This is a genomic window from Tenacibaculum halocynthiae (genome assembly GCF_964512825.1).
Taxonomy (GTDB): Bacteria; Bacteroidota; Bacteroidia; order Flavobacteriales; family Flavobacteriaceae; genus Polaribacter; species Polaribacter halocynthiae.
This window is the reverse complement of the sequence record NZ_CAZELG010000009.1, coordinates 44201-62539: the sequence shown is the minus strand read 5'-3', so window position 1 is coordinate 62539 and position 18339 is coordinate 44201. Positions and strand designations below refer to the sequence as shown.

At 29.4% G+C, this 18339-nt stretch carries 21 protein-coding genes; 18 read left to right on the top strand and 3 right to left on the bottom strand.

What is annotated here, in order from left to right; genetic code table 11:
- Positions 1-3 precede the first annotated feature (3 nt).
- Both ACKTTQ_RS00945 and ACKTTQ_RS00940 read right to left on the bottom strand, forming a co-directional pair.
- Positions 4-513 carry a TlpA disulfide reductase family protein gene (locus ACKTTQ_RS00945; RefSeq protein ID WP_408048174.1) on the bottom strand — a complete coding sequence of 170 codons (510 nt, stop codon included), beginning with the start codon at positions 511-513 and terminating at the stop codon, positions 4-6.
- Between the two features lie 134 nt (positions 514-647).
- Positions 648-1430, bottom strand: coding sequence for a S1/P1 nuclease (locus tag ACKTTQ_RS00940; protein ID WP_093869019.1), 783 nt, complete (start codon positions 1428-1430; stop codon positions 648-650).
- Between the two features lie 116 nt (positions 1431-1546).
- On the opposite strand from ACKTTQ_RS00940, the gene ACKTTQ_RS00935 reads away from it, so the two are divergent.
- The 13 genes from ACKTTQ_RS00935 (at position 1547) to ACKTTQ_RS00875 (ending at position 11636) form a co-directional block, all read left to right on the top strand.
- Positions 1547-2407, top strand: coding sequence for an SPFH domain-containing protein (locus ACKTTQ_RS00935; protein WP_093869020.1), 861 nt, complete (start codon positions 1547-1549; stop codon positions 2405-2407).
- 3 nt (positions 2408-2410) lie between these two features.
- The gene (locus ACKTTQ_RS00930; protein ID WP_408048173.1) at positions 2411-2584 is read left to right on the top strand and encodes a hypothetical protein; all 174 of its coding nucleotides are present in this window, start codon (positions 2411-2413) and stop codon (positions 2582-2584) included.
- A 3-nt stretch (positions 2585-2587) separates the two neighbouring features.
- Positions 2588-2782 carry a hypothetical protein gene (locus ACKTTQ_RS00925; protein ID WP_408048172.1) on the top strand — a complete coding sequence of 65 codons (195 nt, stop codon included), beginning with the start codon at positions 2588-2590 and terminating at the stop codon, positions 2780-2782.
- Positions 2769-2939 carry a DUF4177 domain-containing protein gene (locus ACKTTQ_RS00920; RefSeq protein ID WP_093869022.1) on the top strand — a complete coding sequence of 57 codons (171 nt, stop codon included), beginning with the start codon at positions 2769-2771 and terminating at the stop codon, positions 2937-2939. Before ACKTTQ_RS00925 ends, ACKTTQ_RS00920 begins: the two co-directional genes overlap by 14 nt.
- Before the next feature lie 2 nt (positions 2940-2941).
- Entirely contained in the window at positions 2942-3100 is a 159-nt protein-coding gene (locus tag ACKTTQ_RS00915; RefSeq protein WP_093869023.1) for a DUF4177 domain-containing protein, read from the top strand.
- A 1-nt stretch (position 3101) separates the two neighbouring features.
- Complete coding sequence (locus tag ACKTTQ_RS00910; protein ID WP_093869024.1) at positions 3102-3605, top strand: hypothetical protein; 504 nt, start codon at positions 3102-3104, stop codon at positions 3603-3605.
- On the top strand, positions 3602-4522 hold the full coding sequence (locus ACKTTQ_RS00905; RefSeq protein WP_408048171.1) for an alpha/beta hydrolase: 921 nt from the start codon (positions 3602-3604) through the stop codon (positions 4520-4522). Before ACKTTQ_RS00910 ends, ACKTTQ_RS00905 begins: the two co-directional genes overlap by 4 nt.
- A gap of 1 nt (position 4523) precedes the next feature.
- Positions 4524-4688 (top strand): Arc family DNA binding domain-containing protein, encoded by a 165-nt coding sequence (locus ACKTTQ_RS00900; RefSeq protein ID WP_093869026.1) that lies wholly within the window; start codon positions 4524-4526, stop codon positions 4686-4688.
- Positions 4689-4905: 217 nt separating this feature from the next.
- On the top strand, positions 4906-8106 hold the full coding sequence (locus ACKTTQ_RS00895) for a WD40/YVTN/BNR-like repeat-containing protein (protein WP_408048170.1): 3201 nt from the start codon (positions 4906-4908) through the stop codon (positions 8104-8106).
- A 264-nt stretch (positions 8107-8370) separates the two neighbouring features.
- Positions 8371-8520, top strand: coding sequence for a hypothetical protein (locus ACKTTQ_RS00890; RefSeq protein WP_158530833.1), 150 nt, complete (start codon positions 8371-8373; stop codon positions 8518-8520).
- Between the two features lie 410 nt (positions 8521-8930).
- On the top strand, positions 8931-9590 hold the full coding sequence (locus tag ACKTTQ_RS00885; protein ID WP_093869028.1) for a DUF2490 domain-containing protein: 660 nt from the start codon (positions 8931-8933) through the stop codon (positions 9588-9590).
- A 39-nt stretch (positions 9591-9629) separates the two neighbouring features.
- Positions 9630-10892 carry a DUF819 family protein gene (locus ACKTTQ_RS00880; RefSeq protein WP_408048169.1) on the top strand — a complete coding sequence of 421 codons (1263 nt, stop codon included), beginning with the start codon at positions 9630-9632 and terminating at the stop codon, positions 10890-10892.
- 39 nt (positions 10893-10931) lie between these two features.
- A complete protein-coding gene (locus ACKTTQ_RS00875; RefSeq protein WP_093869030.1) occupies positions 10932-11636 on the top strand; it encodes a DUF4369 domain-containing protein in 705 nt (234 codons plus the stop codon).
- A 108-nt stretch (positions 11637-11744) separates the two neighbouring features.
- On the opposite strand, the gene ACKTTQ_RS00870 is transcribed toward ACKTTQ_RS00875, so the two are convergent.
- The gene (locus ACKTTQ_RS00870; protein WP_113786569.1) at positions 11745-12431 is read right to left on the bottom strand and encodes a Crp/Fnr family transcriptional regulator; all 687 of its coding nucleotides are present in this window, start codon (positions 12429-12431) and stop codon (positions 11745-11747) included.
- Positions 12432-12534: 103 nt separating this feature from the next.
- Between ACKTTQ_RS00870 and ACKTTQ_RS00865 the strand changes: the two genes are divergently transcribed.
- Genes ACKTTQ_RS00865 through hemN form a run of 5 tightly spaced genes read left to right on the top strand, consistent with a single transcriptional unit; the run spans position 12535 to position 18032 of the window.
- Positions 12535-14910: a heavy metal translocating P-type ATPase gene (locus ACKTTQ_RS00865; protein WP_408048168.1), complete on the top strand. Its 2376-nt coding sequence runs from the start codon at positions 12535-12537 to the stop codon at positions 14908-14910.
- A 5-nt stretch (positions 14911-14915) separates the two neighbouring features.
- Positions 14916-15248 carry an AraC family ligand binding domain-containing protein gene (locus tag ACKTTQ_RS00860; RefSeq protein WP_093869033.1) on the top strand — a complete coding sequence of 111 codons (333 nt, stop codon included), beginning with the start codon at positions 14916-14918 and terminating at the stop codon, positions 15246-15248.
- A gap of 4 nt (positions 15249-15252) precedes the next feature.
- Positions 15253-15918 carry a deoxyribose-phosphate aldolase gene (gene deoC / locus ACKTTQ_RS00855; protein WP_093869034.1) on the top strand — a complete coding sequence of 222 codons (666 nt, stop codon included), beginning with the start codon at positions 15253-15255 and terminating at the stop codon, positions 15916-15918.
- Between the two features lie 11 nt (positions 15919-15929).
- The gene (deoD, locus tag ACKTTQ_RS00850; protein ID WP_093869035.1) at positions 15930-16628 is read left to right on the top strand and encodes a purine-nucleoside phosphorylase; all 699 of its coding nucleotides are present in this window, start codon (positions 15930-15932) and stop codon (positions 16626-16628) included.
- Between the two features lie 42 nt (positions 16629-16670).
- Complete coding sequence (gene hemN, locus ACKTTQ_RS00845; RefSeq protein WP_299135163.1) at positions 16671-18032, top strand: oxygen-independent coproporphyrinogen III oxidase; 1362 nt, start codon at positions 16671-16673, stop codon at positions 18030-18032.
- The last annotated feature ends 307 nt before the right edge of the window (positions 18033-18339 follow it).

The following is an 18339-nucleotide window of genomic DNA, read 5'->3' as shown; positions in this document are numbered from 1 at the left end:
ATATTAGTTTAAAAAAGTTTGTAATTCACTTTGTAACTCTTCATAGTCAAATGACTTTTCATAGAACTTCCTTTTCTTTCCATTATAAATTAAAGTAGCTGGTATAGAACCTGTCCAGTTTTCAGCAATATCTTTAATCCAAAATTGTTCATTCCTATCTTCAAAATGAACTACTTTAGATTTTAACTTTTTCTCTTTTATAAATGGAATTAAATTACTTTCTATTTGTTTTGAAAAATCTAAACTTACCAAAACAACTTCTACATTTTTATCTTTATAATTAGCACTTAATTTTTCAAAAGCTGGTAATTCTTTTACACAAGGCACACACCAAGTAGCCCAAAAATTTATTACATAAATTTTTCCATCATTTTTATGTAATAAAGGTGTCAGCTGGTCATAATTTAGTGTTGAAACCTTGATTACAACTTCTTTTTCTTTTTTATCTTCATTACTTTTTTTGCACGAAACTCCTACTAATACCAAAAGTAACAATAAACAAACTCTATTCATCAATCAAAATTTATATAAGGCTCTAATTTAATTAATTACTATTATAATAGCTATTAATTAACTTAAACTTAACAAGAAAAAAGCTCGGAGAGATAAATCTAACCGAGCTTATAAATAATAACTTTTTTATTTTTTTAACAAAAAATATCGTTTAATAATTTTGCTAAACGTAAACCTCCTTTTTGTAACTGTTCTCTTACAATAGGAAAGTAAACATACGAATACCTGTAACGCAAATTCTCTCCTACTTTAGCAGAGGCATACACTTCTTTTGTTAACTTATGAGTATCATACATCCAATCAACTACATTTCCTTTTTGAATTACCTTAACTTGTTGTTTAGACAATCTTTTTGCATTATCAGCTAATTCAACATAACTCATATTCCATTTACTAAGTATGCTTTCGTCCCAAACTCTATGTAAGTTTGATCCTCTACCATGCCATTGAACCTGGATAGTATTTCCTCCTTTATCTTCTTTTTGACCTATATGCATAGGTTGATGTAAATCTCCCATCAAGTGCACTAACATTTTTAAATGAAAACGCTTATCTTTTACTGTGCTATTTTTGTCTTTTAAAACTTTCACACAACGATTAATTCCAGTAATTAAATCTCCTTTCGGGTTTTTTTCAGAAGTTTCATATTTTCCATCTAAAGGCATATTCACATAATGCCAAGAATAAAATTCTCTATAATTTCTATCAGATTTTATTTCATCAGCATAAGTTGATACAAAAGCTAAGCTTTCCCCCTCTAATAATTTATCTATCTTTCTTTTTGCTCTATTTGTTAAATGATTTTCAGCAATTTTTCCAGTAGCTCTATGTCCGGTTGGCCCCCAAATATCATCATTCGAAAACCCCGTAAAAGACATTAAAAAACTGAATACTAGTAATAAGAAACGTTTAGTCATTTTAAATACTTTTTTTGCGAAGTTAAAAAATAGTACGCATAGTTTTTTGGATTTATAAAAAAATATTTCATATCTTTACGATATCAAAATGATATCAAATTAAATCAAACAACAATATGAACTCAGAAAAAATCATTAAACCAGCAAATGGCTATCTATTATTTTTTATTGTACTAACACTTTTTATTGGTGGAATAATTATGTCAATCAAAAATGAAAACCCTATTTATTTAATTTCAACACTAGTAGGTTTTATTTTATCATTCGGTTTTATTTTAGTAAACCCTAATTCATCAAAAGTAATTTTGCTTTTTGGAAAATATGTAGGTACAGTTAAGCAAAATGGATTGTATTGGGCAAACCCGCTTTATAAGAAGAAAGCAATTTCTTTAAGAGCTAGTAATTTTGATAGTGAGCGTTTAAAAGTTAACGACAAATTAGGAAATCCTGTAATGATTAGTACTATTTTAGTTTGGAGAGTTACTGAAACTTATAAAGCTGCTTTTGATGTAGACAACTATGAGAATTTTGTTCGTGTACAAACAGATGCCGCTGTAAGAAAGCTAGCAAGCATGTATCCTTACGATAACTTTGCAGATGAAGGTCATGATGAAGATATTACATTACGTTCAAGTGTAAATGAAGTAAGTGATGCTTTAGAAAAAGAAATAGACGAACGTTTATCTATTGCAGGAATTGAAGTACTTGAAGCTAGAATTGGTTATTTAGCTTATGCACAAGAAATTGCAAGTGCAATGTTAAAACGCCAACAAGCAACTGCAATTGTTGCAGCAAGGCATAAAATTGTTGAAGGAGCTGTAAGCATGGTAGAAATGGCCTTGGAGGAGTTAAACAAAAAGCAAATTGTTGAATTAGACGAAGAGCGTAAAGCTGCAATGGTAAGTAACTTAATGGTTATTTTGTGTGGTGATAAAGAAGCCTCTCCTGTTTTGAATACTGGTACACTAAATCATTAAAAAATGAAGAACAAGAATGCTTTTATGGGAATGATTTTCGGTGCTGGAATAGGTATTATTTTTTCTTCTACCGGATTAGGATTACCTATTGGGGCTGGAGTTGGACTCATTTTTGGTTTACTATTTAACCAACAGAAAATTAAAAAAAAGAATGGAAATTCTAAAAACAAATTTTAACCTATGAATAAAAAACAGATCCTTTATTTAGCAATTGGTATATCATTAGGTACTAGTTTAGGGATTATTTATGGTGTAGTTTTCAATAATATACCTATTGGTATCTCATTAGGGTCTGGTATGGGCACAACAATTGGTGTTGCTTTATCTTTAGCTAATAAAAAAAAGTGTAAAACAGGGAAAAATGAAAGAATATAAAATTATAAATAGAAAGTTTAGTTGGAGTAATGGACGACAAAAATTTGAAGAAGAAATTAACAATTATGCAAAACAAGGGTGGAGAGTTATTAACGTGTATCCGTTAAATAACGGTGGTAATATAGAAGCTCTATTAGAAAAAGATAAAAACAGATAAAAATGAAAGAATATAAAGTAGTTAATTGGAAAATGGGTTTTTCTGGTAATAATCAAAAACTAGAGGACACTTTAAATCAATATGCCAGAGAAGGATGGGTTTTAAAGCATATTGCTGAAAACTCAGTAAGAATTATTTTAGAACGAGATAAAAACAGGTAAAATGAAAGTCTTTAAAGAAGAGCAACGATTTACTCAAACATGGCTACATATTCTTTTAGTTTTAGGATCAATTATCCCTATATACTCTATAGTTACAGGATGGATGAGTGCTATAGATAAAAGCTTAACTGCAAATAGCTCCTCTTTAATTTCATTAACCGCTATACTATTAGTTCATGTTTTAATTTATAGTTGCGTACTAAAAACTAAAATAGATGAGCATGGCATCCATTATCAACTATTTCCTTTTCATTCTAAATTTAAAACAAAAAAATGGAAAGAAATTAAAAACATAAATGTTAGGCAATACAATCCAATAGCTGAATATGGTGGTTGGGGAATTAGATACACTCTTTCTAAAAAAGGAATAGCAGTTAATATTAAAGGAAATATAGGCATCCAATTAGAATTAGTAAACGGTGAAAAGTTATTAATAGGAACTCAAAAAAAAGATGATGTAGAACTTGTTTTACACACCTATGAAAACAAAATAAAAATATTATGATACGCTTTATCTTTTACATTACATTTTACTTAATTACTATTGTATTTTCTTTTGCTCAAGTAAAATCAGAAAATATCATCATAAAAAATGATTCTATTGAACTACCTGGTACTTTAACCTATACATTAAAAAAAACACCTTTAATCATATGGGTTCATGGCTCAGGAAATGTAGACAGAAATGGAAATCAAGGAAAGATTATAAAAGCTAATTATATTCAAAAGTTTAGAAAAGCAATTAACGTAAATGACATTGCCTTCTTTAGTTATGACAAAAGAACCGCTACCCCAAAAAACTACAAGTTTTTGAAGAAAGTAGTTTTTGAAGATTTAGTAACAGATGCTAAAAAAGTAATTGATCATTTTAAAAATGACCATAGATTTTCAGAAATTATTCTAATTGGACATAGCCAAGGCTCACTGATTGGAATGTTGGCCTCAAAAAACATAGACAAATATATTTCAATAGCAGGAAGTGCACATACAATTGATAAAACTATTATTAAACAAGTAAATAAACAAAACAAACAATTAGGAAAAATCACAAAAAATCATTTTGAAGAATTATTGAATACAGGAGACATTAAACAAGTAAATCCTTTATTAATTTCTATTTTTGCAAAACAAAATTTACCTTTTATTTCAAGTTGGACTACATACAATCCAGTAGAAGAAATTAAAAAATTAACGATTCCCACTTTAATCATTAATGGAAACAAAGATTTACAAGTGCAAGTTGAAGAGGCTGAACTTTTGCATAAAGCCAATTCAAAAACAACTATAGATATTATTGATAAAATGAATCATGTTTTAATAGAACTAGAAAAAGATTCTGATAACTTAAAATCGTATTATACTTCTGAATATATGATTTCCGACGAGTTAATAGTCTCTATTTTAAATTTTATAAAGAAATAGTATGGCAAAAAAGAAAGCATTTGCATTACGCATAAATGAAGATATGCTAAAGGCAGTTGAAAAATGGGCTGCTGATGAATTTCGATCTACCAACGGGCAGATTGAATGGATGCTTATGCAAGTTTTAAAAGAAGCGAAACGGGAACCAAAGAAAAAAGAAGAGTAAATATACTCTTCTTTGTATTGCCATAATTATTGTATAGGAACACCTCCTATTATCATACAATTTTATATATGACTTTTTAACATCCTTTTTAAAAGAAAAACTAACCTAACTAAGCTAATATCCAGCTTTTAATAAACCGTTTCCAAAAGAGCTTAACATTTTTTTAAGAAGTTTAATTAATATCTTTACCTCTCAACATACTAATTAAACTTATCTAATGAAAAAAATACTTTCAATACTATTTATATCCATTAGTTCTATGCTATTTGCACAAGAATTTTCTATGGACTTGGTAAAAAACATGAAACCAAGAAATATTGGCCCAGGTGGTATGAGTGGACGTGTAACAGCTATCGATGTTGTTCAAAAAAACACTGATATCATGTATGTCGGTACTGCTTCTGGTGGTGTTTGGAAATCTACCTCAGGAGGAATTAAATGGAAGCCTATTTTTGAAAAACAAGTAACTGCTTCAATAGGAGCATTAGCTATTCAACAGTCTAACCCTAGTGTTATTTGGGCTGGAACAGGTGAAGGAAACCCAAGAAATAGTTTAAATGGTGGATATGGAATTTTCAAATCATTAGATGCTGGTAAAACATGGAAATCCATGGGACTAGAAAAAACACGTCATATACACAGAATTATTATTGATCCAACAAACCCTAATATTATTTATGTTGGGGCAATTGGATCACCTTGGGGAGAACATAAAGAACGAGGTGTTTATAAAACAATTGATGGTGGTAAAACTTGGAAACAAATTTTATTCAATAATAATAAAACTGGAGCAGCAGATTTAGTAATGGATCCTTCAAATCCTAATAAATTAATCGCTTCTATGTGGGAACATAAACGTGATCCTTGGTTTTTTAAATCTGGAGGAAAAGGAAGTGGCGTTTATATTACTCATGATGGTGGTGAAAATTGGAAAAAAATTACTGATAAAGAGGGGTTTCCTAAAGGAGAACTTGGAAGAATTGGAGTTGCAATATCTCGCTCTAACCCTGATGTAATTTACGCACTCGTTGAAGCTAAGAAAAATGCACTTTACAAAAGTATAGATGGTGGTTTTAAGTGGAAAAAAATTAACGACAAACGTGGTATTGGAAATCGCCCTTTCTATTATTCAGAAATTTATGTTGATCCTCAAAATGAAAACAGACTATATACTGTTTTTACATACATCAATGTTTCTGAAGACGGAGGTAAAAACTTCAAACAATTAATGCCTGCCTATGGAGTATCTAATGGAGTTCACCCAGATCATCATGCTTGGTGGATACATCCAGAAGACGCATCTTTTATGATTGATGGAAATGATGGAGGTTTAAATATTACACATGATAGAGGTAAATCATGGCGTTTTGTTGGTAATTTACCTATTGCACAGTTTTATCATATCAATGTAGATAATGAATATCCATACAATATATATGGTGGAATGCAAGATAACGGATCTTGGAAAGGACCTGCTTATGTATGGAAATCGCAAGGAATTAGAAACTCTTATTGGCAAGAAATTAGTTTTGGAGATGGATTTGATGTAGTACCCGATAAAGATGATGCTCGTTATGGATGGTCTATGAGTCAACAAGGATATGTTGTTCGTTATGATTCTAAAACAGGAAATAACTTTCCTGTTCGCCCTACACATCCTGATTCAAAAATGCATCTTCGATTTAACTGGAATTCTGCCATTAATATTGATCCTTTTAATAATTCTACACTATACTTTGGAAGTCAATTTGTACACAAATCAACCGATAAAGGACTTACTTGGGAAATTATTTCTCCAGATTTAACTACTAATGACAAAAGCAAATTAAAACAATCTGAAAGTGGGGGATTAACAATGGATGCAACTGGTGCTGAAAACCATTGTACTATTTTAGTAGTAGAACCATCTCCTTTAGAAAAGGATATGCTATGGGCAGCTACTGATGATGGACAAGTACAAATTACTCGTAATGGAGGTCAAAACTGGACTAATGTTTCAACAAATATAAAAGGGTTACCAGCAAATAGCTGGGTAACACAAATTAAAGCCTCAAACAAAAATAAAGGAGAAGCTTTATTAGTTGCTAATGATTATCGTAGATTTAATTACAAACCGTATGCATATCGTACTAAAAACTATGGTAAAACATGGGAACGTATAGTAAATGAAAATGATGTTCAAAGCTATGCTTTATGTATTATTGAAGATATTATAAACCCTAACTTATTGTTCTTAGGTACAGATGACGGATTATATATATCAATAAACGCAGGTAAAAAATGGATAAAATGGACTAACGGATTTCCTACTGTACCTGTAAAAGATTTAGTTATTCATCCAAGAGAGCATGATTTAGTTATTGGTACTTTTGGTAGAGCTGCATGGGTGTTGGACGATATTCGTCCGTTAAGAGCTATAGCGGCTAACAAAAATATTTTGGTAAATAAATTTGAACTATTCTCTCCCCCTACCGGATATCATGCTGCTTATCAACAACCTACTGGCTCTCGTTTTGGAGCTGACGCCATGTTTAATGGAAAAAACAGGTCTAGTGGAGCTCTAATAAAATATTATTTAAACAAACCTAAAAAAGATTCTAAAAACAAAAAGGGAAAATCAAATACTAAAACTGTTAAAAAAGAGAAAAATAAAATAAAATGGGATTCAATAAAGTTTGAATTTTATAATAATAAAAACGAATTAATTAGAACTCTAAAAAGAAAAGCACCTAAAAAAAATGGAATTCACACATTACGTTGGGGGATGGATGAAAAAGGTGTACTAAGAGCTTCAAGAAAAATTCGTAAACAAAAATCTGAACCTAGTGGAATTGGAGCTAGACCTGGTATTTATAAAATTAAAGCGACCTATGGAAATGTTGTTTCTGAACAAAACATCTCTATTAAATTTGATCCTAGGTTAGAATTAACAGAACAAAATCTTGATCAATTATATGGAAGCTTAAAAAAGCTATCTAATAAAGAAAAAGTTATAGGAAAAGTAGTAAAACAATTAGTAGAGAGTAAGCAAATTGCCGACAACTACAGTAAAAAATTAAAAAAAGAAGATAAAGAAAAATATAAATCTGAGATAAAATCTTCAGAAAAAATTTCTAAAGAAATAACTAAATTGATAGACCTTTATTTAGGAAAAAAAGATAAACGTCAAGGTATAGTTAGAAGCCCGGTTCCAAATGTAAGTACTCGTTTATGGACAGCTTATAGTTATGTTGGTAGTAAATTTAAAAATCAAACCAAAACTGAAGAAAGATTAGTAGCACAATTTGAAAACACTTTAAAGGAAGCAATTGATAAAACTAATGCATTCTTTAATAAAGAGTGGTCTGATTATAAACAAAAAGTTGAAAAAATTACAATTACACCTTTTAAAGAAGTACGTATATTTAAAACAAATTAACAACTTAATAAACTTACTATATTCATTAAAAAATCACCCTTTTCGGGTGATTTTTTAATGAAAGCTATTATTTACTTTTACTACAACTCTTAATACCCTTTTAATTATGTTGAAATAACTACTATTTCAAACTCCCTTAACATATAAGCTCTAGCAAAAAAATATACTTTTTAGTATTACATAAATATATTTTTCGCGAAAATTAGACACAAACCTTGAGTGTCTTTAAACGTTCAGGGCTTATTAAATTTTTAATTATTTATTATGAAAAAATCAATTTTAAACTTAGGGAAAGTTTTAAAAAAAGAAGAACTTAAAAAAATCAATGGAAAAGAAGGAGGCTGTGGCTGGGGCTTTTGCTTAAATAAATTTGGTAGATGTTCAATACTTGCCTGTTCTGGGCATATGGTATAAAAACAAAAACTGTCTACTCAATAGATAGCCTTTTTGTATAATACACTATATGTATTTTATAATCAAGTAACATTTTACCTATAATTAAATAGAAGCTACCAATTAATGGTAGCTTCTATACATTGATGCTAATCATCTAAATAAAAAACTTAATAAGTACTACCCTATCAGGCTCTGTCCTTTAGACTTACCAAATCAAGTTTTAACATAAAAATACTTATTTCCAAATTTCTTCTTTATAAAAATATAAAGTAATAAGGAGTGTTAGCAACAAAACTTATGAGAGTAAATAACTAAAATTAATAATTTTTAATAAGAATCTGTTTAAAAAGTATTTTAAACAGGTTCTTTTTTTAGAAGTTAATGAAATTACTATTTTTACATTTAATAAAAAAAGGAAAATCAACATAATGAAGAAAATTTATTTAACCCTTATAGTAGCTATCGTTTCATTAAAAATAGTAGCTCAAAAAAATCCTGCAAAAGAACTAGGTGCATGGTACATGTATAATGGATCTCATAAATTATCTGAAAAATTCAGTTTAAAAACAATGGCTCATTTTCGTTTCTTTGAAATTGGAGATGATATGCAACAGTTTATTAGTCGTTTTGGGGTTAATTATAAAATCAACAAAAACTTAAGCGCAACACTTGGTCATTCTTATTTAAATACAGATAACACATTTGGTATTGATGGTGGCTCTTTTAATGAACACAGAATTTATGAGGACTTTAATGTAAAACATAAAGTTTCTAAACTAGGTTTTGCTCACCGATTGAGGTTTGAGCAACGCTTTTTCAATTCAATTACAGGACATTTTGTACGTTATCAATTAGGTTTAGACTACCCTATATCTAAAAAATGGTCAACATATTTATTTAATGAAATTTTCTTTGATTTTGATGGGCAAGCATATAATCAAAACTGGCTAGGAACTGGTTTTTCTTATAAACTATCAAGTTCTATTAAATTGAAAGCTGGATATATGAATATTATGGTTAATGATACACATCTTGATAGAATTCAATTAGGTATTATCATTAACACAAATCACCAAAAAAAGAAATAAACATATTTTATATACCTTAGCCCAAACTAATTACTATTTATGGAAGCACCTCTTTTTACTAATGATGCAATTGTATTCGGAATTCTAATGGTTTCATTAGGGTTTGTCTTTTATACAGAATCTAAAAAATCAGGATTTTGGTCTAAATTTTATAAAATAGTACCAGGCGTTTTAATGTGTTATTTAATCCCTTCTATTTTTAATTCTATGGGGTGGATTTCAGCAGAAAAAACGCAAACTTATTTTATTGCTAGTAGGTATTTACTTCCAGCTTCATTAGTTTTAATGACTTTAAGTATCGATTTAAAAGCTATTTTTAACTTAGGTCCTAAAGCTTTAATTATGTTTTTTACAGGAACCATTGGAATTATAATCGGTGGGCCTATAGCTATTTTATTAGTTTCCATTGTTTCTCCAGAAACTGTTGGAGGTGTTGGCTTTGATGCTGTTTGGAGAGGCCTTTCTACACTTGCTGGTAGTTGGATTGGTGGTGGAGCAAACCAAGCTGCTATGTTAGAAATATACCAATATAATCAAGCTAGTTATGGAAAAATGGTATTGGTTGATATTGTTGTTGGAAATATTTGGATGGCTATTTTATTAATTGGAATTGGTAAAAACAATAAAATAAATAAATGGTTAAAAGCAGATACCACAGCTATTGAAGAGTTAAAAGATAAAGTATCATCTTTTACTTCAAATATAACTAGAGTTCCTTCTTTAGCTGATTTAGTTATTATTTTAGCTTTAGCATTTGGTGCAGTTGGTCTTGCTCATTTTGGTGCAGATAATATATCTAGTTATTTAGTCAATAATTTTGAATCAGTAGCTGATAAAACTTCCTCTTTATCATCTTTTTCTTCTAAATTCTTTTGGATGGTTACAATTGCTACTATCATTGGTATTCTTTTATCTTTTACCAAAGCTAAAAATTATGAAGGAGCTGGTGCTAGTAAAATAGGAAGCATTTTTATTTATATTTTAGTTGCTACTATTGGTATGAAAATGGATTTAACCAATATTTTAGATAATCCAGGATTACTTGTGGTAGGTGTCGTTTGGATGTCTATCCATGCAGGTTTATTGATATTAGTAGCTAAATTAATAAAAGCGCCTTATTTCTTTTTAGCTGTAGGAAGTCAAGCCAACGTTGGTGCTGCAGCCAGCGCTCCTGTAGTTGCTGCTGCTTTTCATCCATCATTAGCAACAGTTGGAGTTTTACTTGCTGTTTTTGGGTATGTAGTTGGAACCTACGGAGCCATGTTATGTACAATTTTAATGGAAATAGCCTCGAAAGCTTAGTAGATTTCCTCATATTTGCAACTCAAAATTTTTAATTCAATGAAAAAACTTTTAATCGTTTTAGTATTTACATTTATTGCTATAGCATGTTCTTCTAAAAAACAAGGAAACATGATTGTTAAAGGGCAAATTAAAGGTCTTAAAAAAGGAACTTTATATCTTCAAAAAATGAAGGATACAGTATTAATCACTGTTGATTCTGTTGCCTTATTAGGTAATGATGCGTTTATTTTAACAGATAATGTAGAGTCTCCTGTAATGTATTACCTTACTTTTAATGGAAACACAAATGATAAACGTTTATTATTTTTTGGAGAAAAAGGAGAAATTACAATTAACGATAACGTTGAAGAATTTGGATTTAAACCTGTAATAAAAGGATCAAAGAACCAAGAAGTATTAGATAATTACAATAAGGTTGATAAACGCTTTACTGACCAACGTTTAGATTTTATTAAACAAGATTTTGAGGCTAAACAAGCACAAGATGAAGAATTGATTAAAAAACTTGAAGCTGATTATAAAAAAATGGTTCGTCGTAGGTTTTTATTCACTACAAATTTTGCGATTGCTAACCCTGATAGTGAAGCTGCTCCATATATAGCGCTAACTCAACTATTTGACGCTAATATTAAGTTACTTGACACTATAAATAATAGCTTAACTGATAAAGTAAAGAATTCACCATATGGTAAACGTTTACAAAAGTTTATTACTGATATAAAAATCAAAGAACAGAAATAATTTTACGCTACTAAAAAGTAAAAAAGACCAGTGATTAAATAATCACTGGTCTTTTTTATAGAATAACTATTTTTATTTAAAATAGTCTATTTAAATTATTAATAAATTTTAAAATCCTTCAGAAATATCCTTTAATCCTCTTGGATTTAAAATAGTAATGTTTTTACCTTTCAAACTAATTAATTTGTTCTTTTTAAATTCAGAAAGTAATCGAATGGCTGATTCAGTAGCTGTTCCAATAATATTGGCTATATCTTCCCTTGAAAAATTAACATCAATAGCTCCTTCACTATTTTTTAAAAACCTTTCGTCTAAATATAATAAAGTTGCTGCTAAACGTTGCTTCACCGTTTTTTGTGCCATGTCTACAATAACATTATCCGCATTTTTTAATGATAAAGCCATGTTCTTTAAAATCTCCATGGTAAAGTTTTGATTTTTCTCTAAATCTTTTATGATTTCTTCTTTAGGAATAAAACAAACCTCCATATCATTAACTGCTATTGCCTTTAAATTTGAGGTTTCATTATTTATCAAACTTCGTTCCCCAAGTAAATCTCCTTTTTTAATCAAATGAACTATTTGATCACGTCCATTATCACTCATTTTAGAAACCTTACAAACACCATCTTTTATACAAAACACACCATTTATATGTTCACCTTCTTCAAATAAAACTTCTCCTTTTTTTACTAATTTTGAAGTTTTACATCCAGAAATCCTTACTAATTCATCTTTTGTTAATGCCTTTAAAGAATTAAATTGACGAACAATACATTGCTCACATTTACTCATAATGTGCCCTTTTTGAGATTAATCAAAGGTACTAAAAAGCTGACAAATATCATATTTTATACTAACATAATAATAGACCTTTGCTCTAGGCAAAAGAGTAAATATGGAAAGTAAAAAATGTTTTCACTGTGGTAACAAGTGTGAGGCAGATACTATTACTATTAATGAAAAATCATTTTGTTGTAATGGTTGTAAAACTGTTTATGAAATTTTTTCAGACAATGATTTAACCTGCTACTACGACTTTCAAAATAGTCCTGGAGCTATCCCCGAAGAAATTAAAGGGAAATATGACTTTTTAACTAATAATGATATTGTTGAAAAGTTAATAGAGTTTAATGATGGTAATATTCAAGTTGTAAATATGTACATCCCTCATATACATTGTAGTTCATGTATATGGATTTTAGAAAACTTACACAAACTTCAAAAAAACATAACTACATCTCAAGTTAATTTCCCTAAAAAAACTGTTAGAATTACCTACAACGCAACTAACACAAATTTAAAAGAAGTTGTTTTATTATTAAGTTCAATAGGATACGAACCCTATATTAGTTTAGAAGACTATGAAGTAGGTAAAAAACAAGTAAATAGAAGTTTATTATATAAGCTTGGAATTGCTGGTTTTGCTTATGGAAATGTAATGTTTTTATCTTTTCCTGAGTATTTCGAAGTCTCTGAATTTTGGTTAGAACAATACAAAAGTGTTTTTAGGTGGTTAATGTTTGCTTTTTCATTACCCGTTATATTGTATGCCAGTCAGGACTATTTTGTTTCGGCTTATAAAGGAATACGTACAAAAATATTAAATATTGATGTTCCTATTGCTTTAGGTTTATTGGTATTATTTATAAGAAGTACTGTAGAAATTGTTTTCAATATAGGTACAGGTTTTTTCGACAGTTTAACCGGACTTGTATTTTTCCTTTTACTTGGTAAGTTTTTTCAGCAAAAAACATATAACTTTTTATCCTTTGAGCGAGATTACAAATCTTATTTCCCTATTGCTGTAACACAAATAACTAAAGATGGTAAAGAAGAAAATACTCAAATTTATAACATAAAAAAAGGAGACCGATTACTAATAAGAAATCAAGAGTTAATTCCTGTAGATGGTATTTTAATCAATGGAAATGCGCAAATAGATTATAGCTTTGTTACTGGTGAAGCCAATCCAGTTTCAAAAAAATCGGGAGATAAAATATTTGCAGGAGGAAAACAACTTTACGGAAGTATAGAGATGGAAGTTTTAAATTCTGTTTCTCAAAGTTACTTAACTCAATTATGGAGTAATGATGTATTTCAAAAAGATAAAAACTCTACTTTTAAAACTTTAACCGATAGTATTGGTAAAAACTTTACCATTGCAGTACTATCCATTGCTTTTGTAACTACACTATTTTGGTTTTTTTACGACCCAAGTATAGCTTTAAATGTATTTACCGCTGTTTTAATAATTGCTTGCCCTTGTGCAATTGCTTTGGCAGCTCCATTCACCTTAGGTAATCTATTACGTATTTTTGGCAAACGAAAATTCTATCTTAAAAACGCTACAGTTATTGAGCAACTGGCAACTATTAATAGCATAATTTTTGATAAAACCGGGACTTTAACAACTAACAAAGAAAATAACATTACTTATGATGGAATAGCATTAAACAGTGAACAAAAATCAATATTAAAAAGCTCTTTAAGATCATCAAATCATCCATTAAGTAGAATGCTTTATACTTCTTTTAAGAACGAAGAAAATATATCTATTGATAATTATCATGAATACATAGGAAAAGGTATTGAAACTTCTTACCAACAAACAACATTAAAAATTGGATCATCCTCTTTTGTTCAAGATAAATCAGAATCTACGAATCTAGATACTTCTGTTCACATTAGTATAAACGATGTATATAAAGGTAAATTTCTTTTTAAAAATGCTTATAGGAAAGATGTTGAACCAGTATTTTCTTCTTTAAAAAATAATTATGAACTAGCTGTAGTGTCTGGTGATAATGAAGGTGAAAAAAAATATTTACAAAACTTTTTACCCTCAATTACAACATTACTATTCAATCAAAAGCCTGAAGATAAATTAAATTATATTAATGGTCTTCAGCAACAAAATAAAAAAGTAATGATGGTTGGTGATGGATTAAATGATGCTGGAGCCTTGGCCCAAAGTAATGTTGGGATTGCTCTTTCTGAAAACATTAATGTATTTTCTCCTGCCTGTGATGCTATTTTAGATGCTTCAAAATTTCATCAGATAACTAATTACATTAAAGCCTCAAAAACTGCTATTAAAATTATAAAGTACTGTTTTTTGTTATCTTTATCTTATAACGTAGTAGGTCTTTACTTTGCTGTAACTGGGCAACTAAAACCAGTAATAGCTGCTATTTTAATGCCTTTGAGCTCAATAAGTATAGTACTATTTACAACTATTGCAACAAATATATTAGGACGAAAAATAAAATAAAAATTATGAAAGTAGCCTCATTTTTAAAAAATATAAAGTTTAATAAAATGAAACCAGCTGTTTCATTACTGTTAGATACTGACTTTTCAAAAGAAATACGAGTTGTGTTCGAAAAAGGTCAAACCATGGAAGATCATCAAGCCCCATTTGCAATCATAGTTCAAGTAGTAAAAGGATGTATAGCTTTTGGAGTTAATGAAGAAGAGAAACTACTAAATACTGGTGATATCATTTCATTGAAACCACACGTAGTTCATAACCTTACTGCAATAGAGGAAAGTATTGTTCGATTATCTTTATCAAAATCAGACACAGTAAATAGAGTAAAAAACGTTTAGGAACATGCAAATAAACAAATATATAGATCATACATTATTAAAGCCAACAGCTACAGAAAAAGAAATTATCAAGCTATGTAATGAAGCTAAAAAACACAATTTCAGCGCAGTATGTGTTAACGGATCTTACGTACAATTAGCTAAACAAGAATTAGAAAATTCAACTATTAAAATTGCTGCAGTAGTTGGTTTTCCTCTAGGTGCTATGAGTACAGAAACAAAAGTATTTGAAGCTAAAAATGCTATTAAAAATGGAGCTTCAGAAATTGATATGGTTATTAATATTGGAAAATTAATAGACGGAGAATATGAGTATGTAGAAAATGAAATAAGTCAAATAAAAAAAATCATTGAAAAACATACCTTAAAAGTAATTTTTGAAAACTGTTATTTAAATACTGAACAAATAAAAATTGTTACCCAATTAGCTGTTAACGCTAAGGCTGATTTCATTAAAACCTCAACAGGTTTTGGTACTGACGGTGCTAAGTTTGAAGATGTTTCTTTAATGAAAAATATAGCTAAAGGTAAAATAGAAATTAAAGCAGCTGGTGGTATAAGAAATATAGAAATCGCTAAAAAATATATTAATTTTGGGGTTACTCGCTTAGGTACTTCATCTGGAGTTTCTTTAGTTACCGATGGTATAACAAATAAAAGCCAGTACTAAAAACCATACTTATGAGCATACATATAGAAGCTAAAAAAGGAGAAATAGCAGAAACTGTTTTGCTACCAGGTGACCCTATGAGAGCCAAATGGATTGCTGAAACATTTTTTGATAATTCTATTTGTTATAACACCGTACGCGGCATGTTAGGTTTCACAGGATATTATAAAGGTAAAAAAATATCTGTACAAGGAACAGGTATGGGAATTCCTTCTACTTTAATTTATTGTTCAGAATTAATTACTAAATATGATGTTAAAAATCTTATACGAGTTGGTTCAGCTGGATCTTATCAAAAAGATGTGAAAATTAGAGATATTGTAATTGCAATGGCTGCTTCTACAAATTCTGGATTAAATAAAATGCGCTTTAATGGTGCTGATTATGCCCCTACTGCAAATTTTGAATTGTTTCAAAGAGCCGTACAGGAGGCAACAAAAAGAAACATTTCATTAAAAGCTGGAAACGTGTTAAGCTCTGATGAGTTTTACGCAGATAAGTTTGATAGTTATAAAAAATGGGCTGATTATGGTGTGCTTTGTGTTGAAATGGAAACTGCTGGTTTATATACAATAGCAGCTAAATATAATGTTAAAGCACTATCTATTTTAACAATTTCTGATAGTTTGGTTACGAAAGAAAAAACTACAGCTGATGAACGAGAACAAACATTCAAAGAAATGATAGAGATAGCCTTAAATGTAGTATAAACTATACTAAGCTACTTCCTTTATTAATAAACAATACTAAACATGAGCTCATTAATACAAAAATATAACATTCCAGGACCTAGATATACTAGTTATCCTACTGTACCTTATTGGGATAATGAAACATTTTCAAAAAAGAAATGGATCGCTACATTTAAACAATCATTTATTGAAAGTAATACTTCAGAAGGTATCAGTTTATATATACACCTTCCTTATTGTGAAAGTCTATGTACCTTTTGTGCATGTCATAAGCACATAACCAAACGTCATGAGGTAGAACAACCGTATATTGACACCGTATTAAAAGAATGGCAACTCTATGTTAATTTAATAAATGAAACCCCTATTATAAAAGAAATTCATTTAGGTGGAGGAACTCCAACTTTTTTTTCCAAAAAAGAATTAAAACGTTTAATTAGTGGTCTCTTTAAGAATGCAAAAAAACACCCAAATCATGAATTTAGTTTTGAAGGACATCCTAACAATACAACAAAAGAACACTTACAAACTCTTTACGATTTAGGATTTACTAGAGTTAGTTATGGTGTACAAGATTATAATTTAAAAGTACAAGAAGCCATTCATAGGGTTCAGCCCTTTGAAAATGTAGAAAAAGCTACTCGATTAGCTCGTGAAATTGGTTATACATCTATTAGTCATGATTTAGTGTTTGGTTTACCTTTCCAAACTAAAGAAAATGTAATTCATACAATTAACAAAACCAAAGAATTAGAACCTGATCGAATTTCTTATTACAGTTATGCTCATGTTCCTTGGGTAAAAGGTGTTGGTCAACGTGGTTTTAATGAACAAGATCTTCCAAAAAATGAAGAAAAGCGAGAACTTTATGAGCTAGGGAAGCAGTTATTTGCAAATATGGGTTATGCAGAGATTGGTATGGATCACTTTGCTTTACCTAGTGATAGTTTATATAAAGCTACAGAAGAAAAAACTTTACATCGTAATTTTATGGGGTACACCGCTAACAAAACCCAATTAATGATTGGTTTAGGCATGTCTTCAATTTCAGATTCTTGGTATGGATTCTCTCAAAATGTAAAAACAGTAAAGGAATATCAACAATTGGTCAATAATGGTGAAATTCCTGTTTTTAGAGGTCATCTTTTATCAAAAGAAGATTTAATTATTCGCCAACATATATTAAACATTATGTGTCATTTTGAAACTTCTTGGAAAGAAGAATCCCTTCACATAAAAAATATTTCAAAACATATAGAAAAACTTGAAGAGATGATAACAGATGGTTTAGTAAGTATTAAAAATAACACATTATCTGTTCCTGAAAAAGCACGTCCTTTTGTTCGCAATATCTGTATGGCTTTTGATAAAAAACTACATAAAAAACAGCCAGATACTAAACTATTTTCAATGACTATCTAAATGAAAAAACTCATTAGGTGTCTAATGAGTTTTAATGTAATATTTAAGGGGAGTCAATTTATCTTTAGGGGAAAATAATTTTGATACTGTAAAGATAACCTCTTATTCACAACGTCTAGTTATTGTTAGTTGTTTCAACTATAAGAAAGGGTGAATATCATTAAAGTGTCGACGAATGGTAAAGTTGATATCACTTCTTTAATTAAAGAAAAAAGTAATCTTAAAAACATCCATTATAATTACCTAAAATAAAAGCTCATTAGATGTCTAATGAGCTTTCTTGCTATATTCAAGGGAATCAATTTAT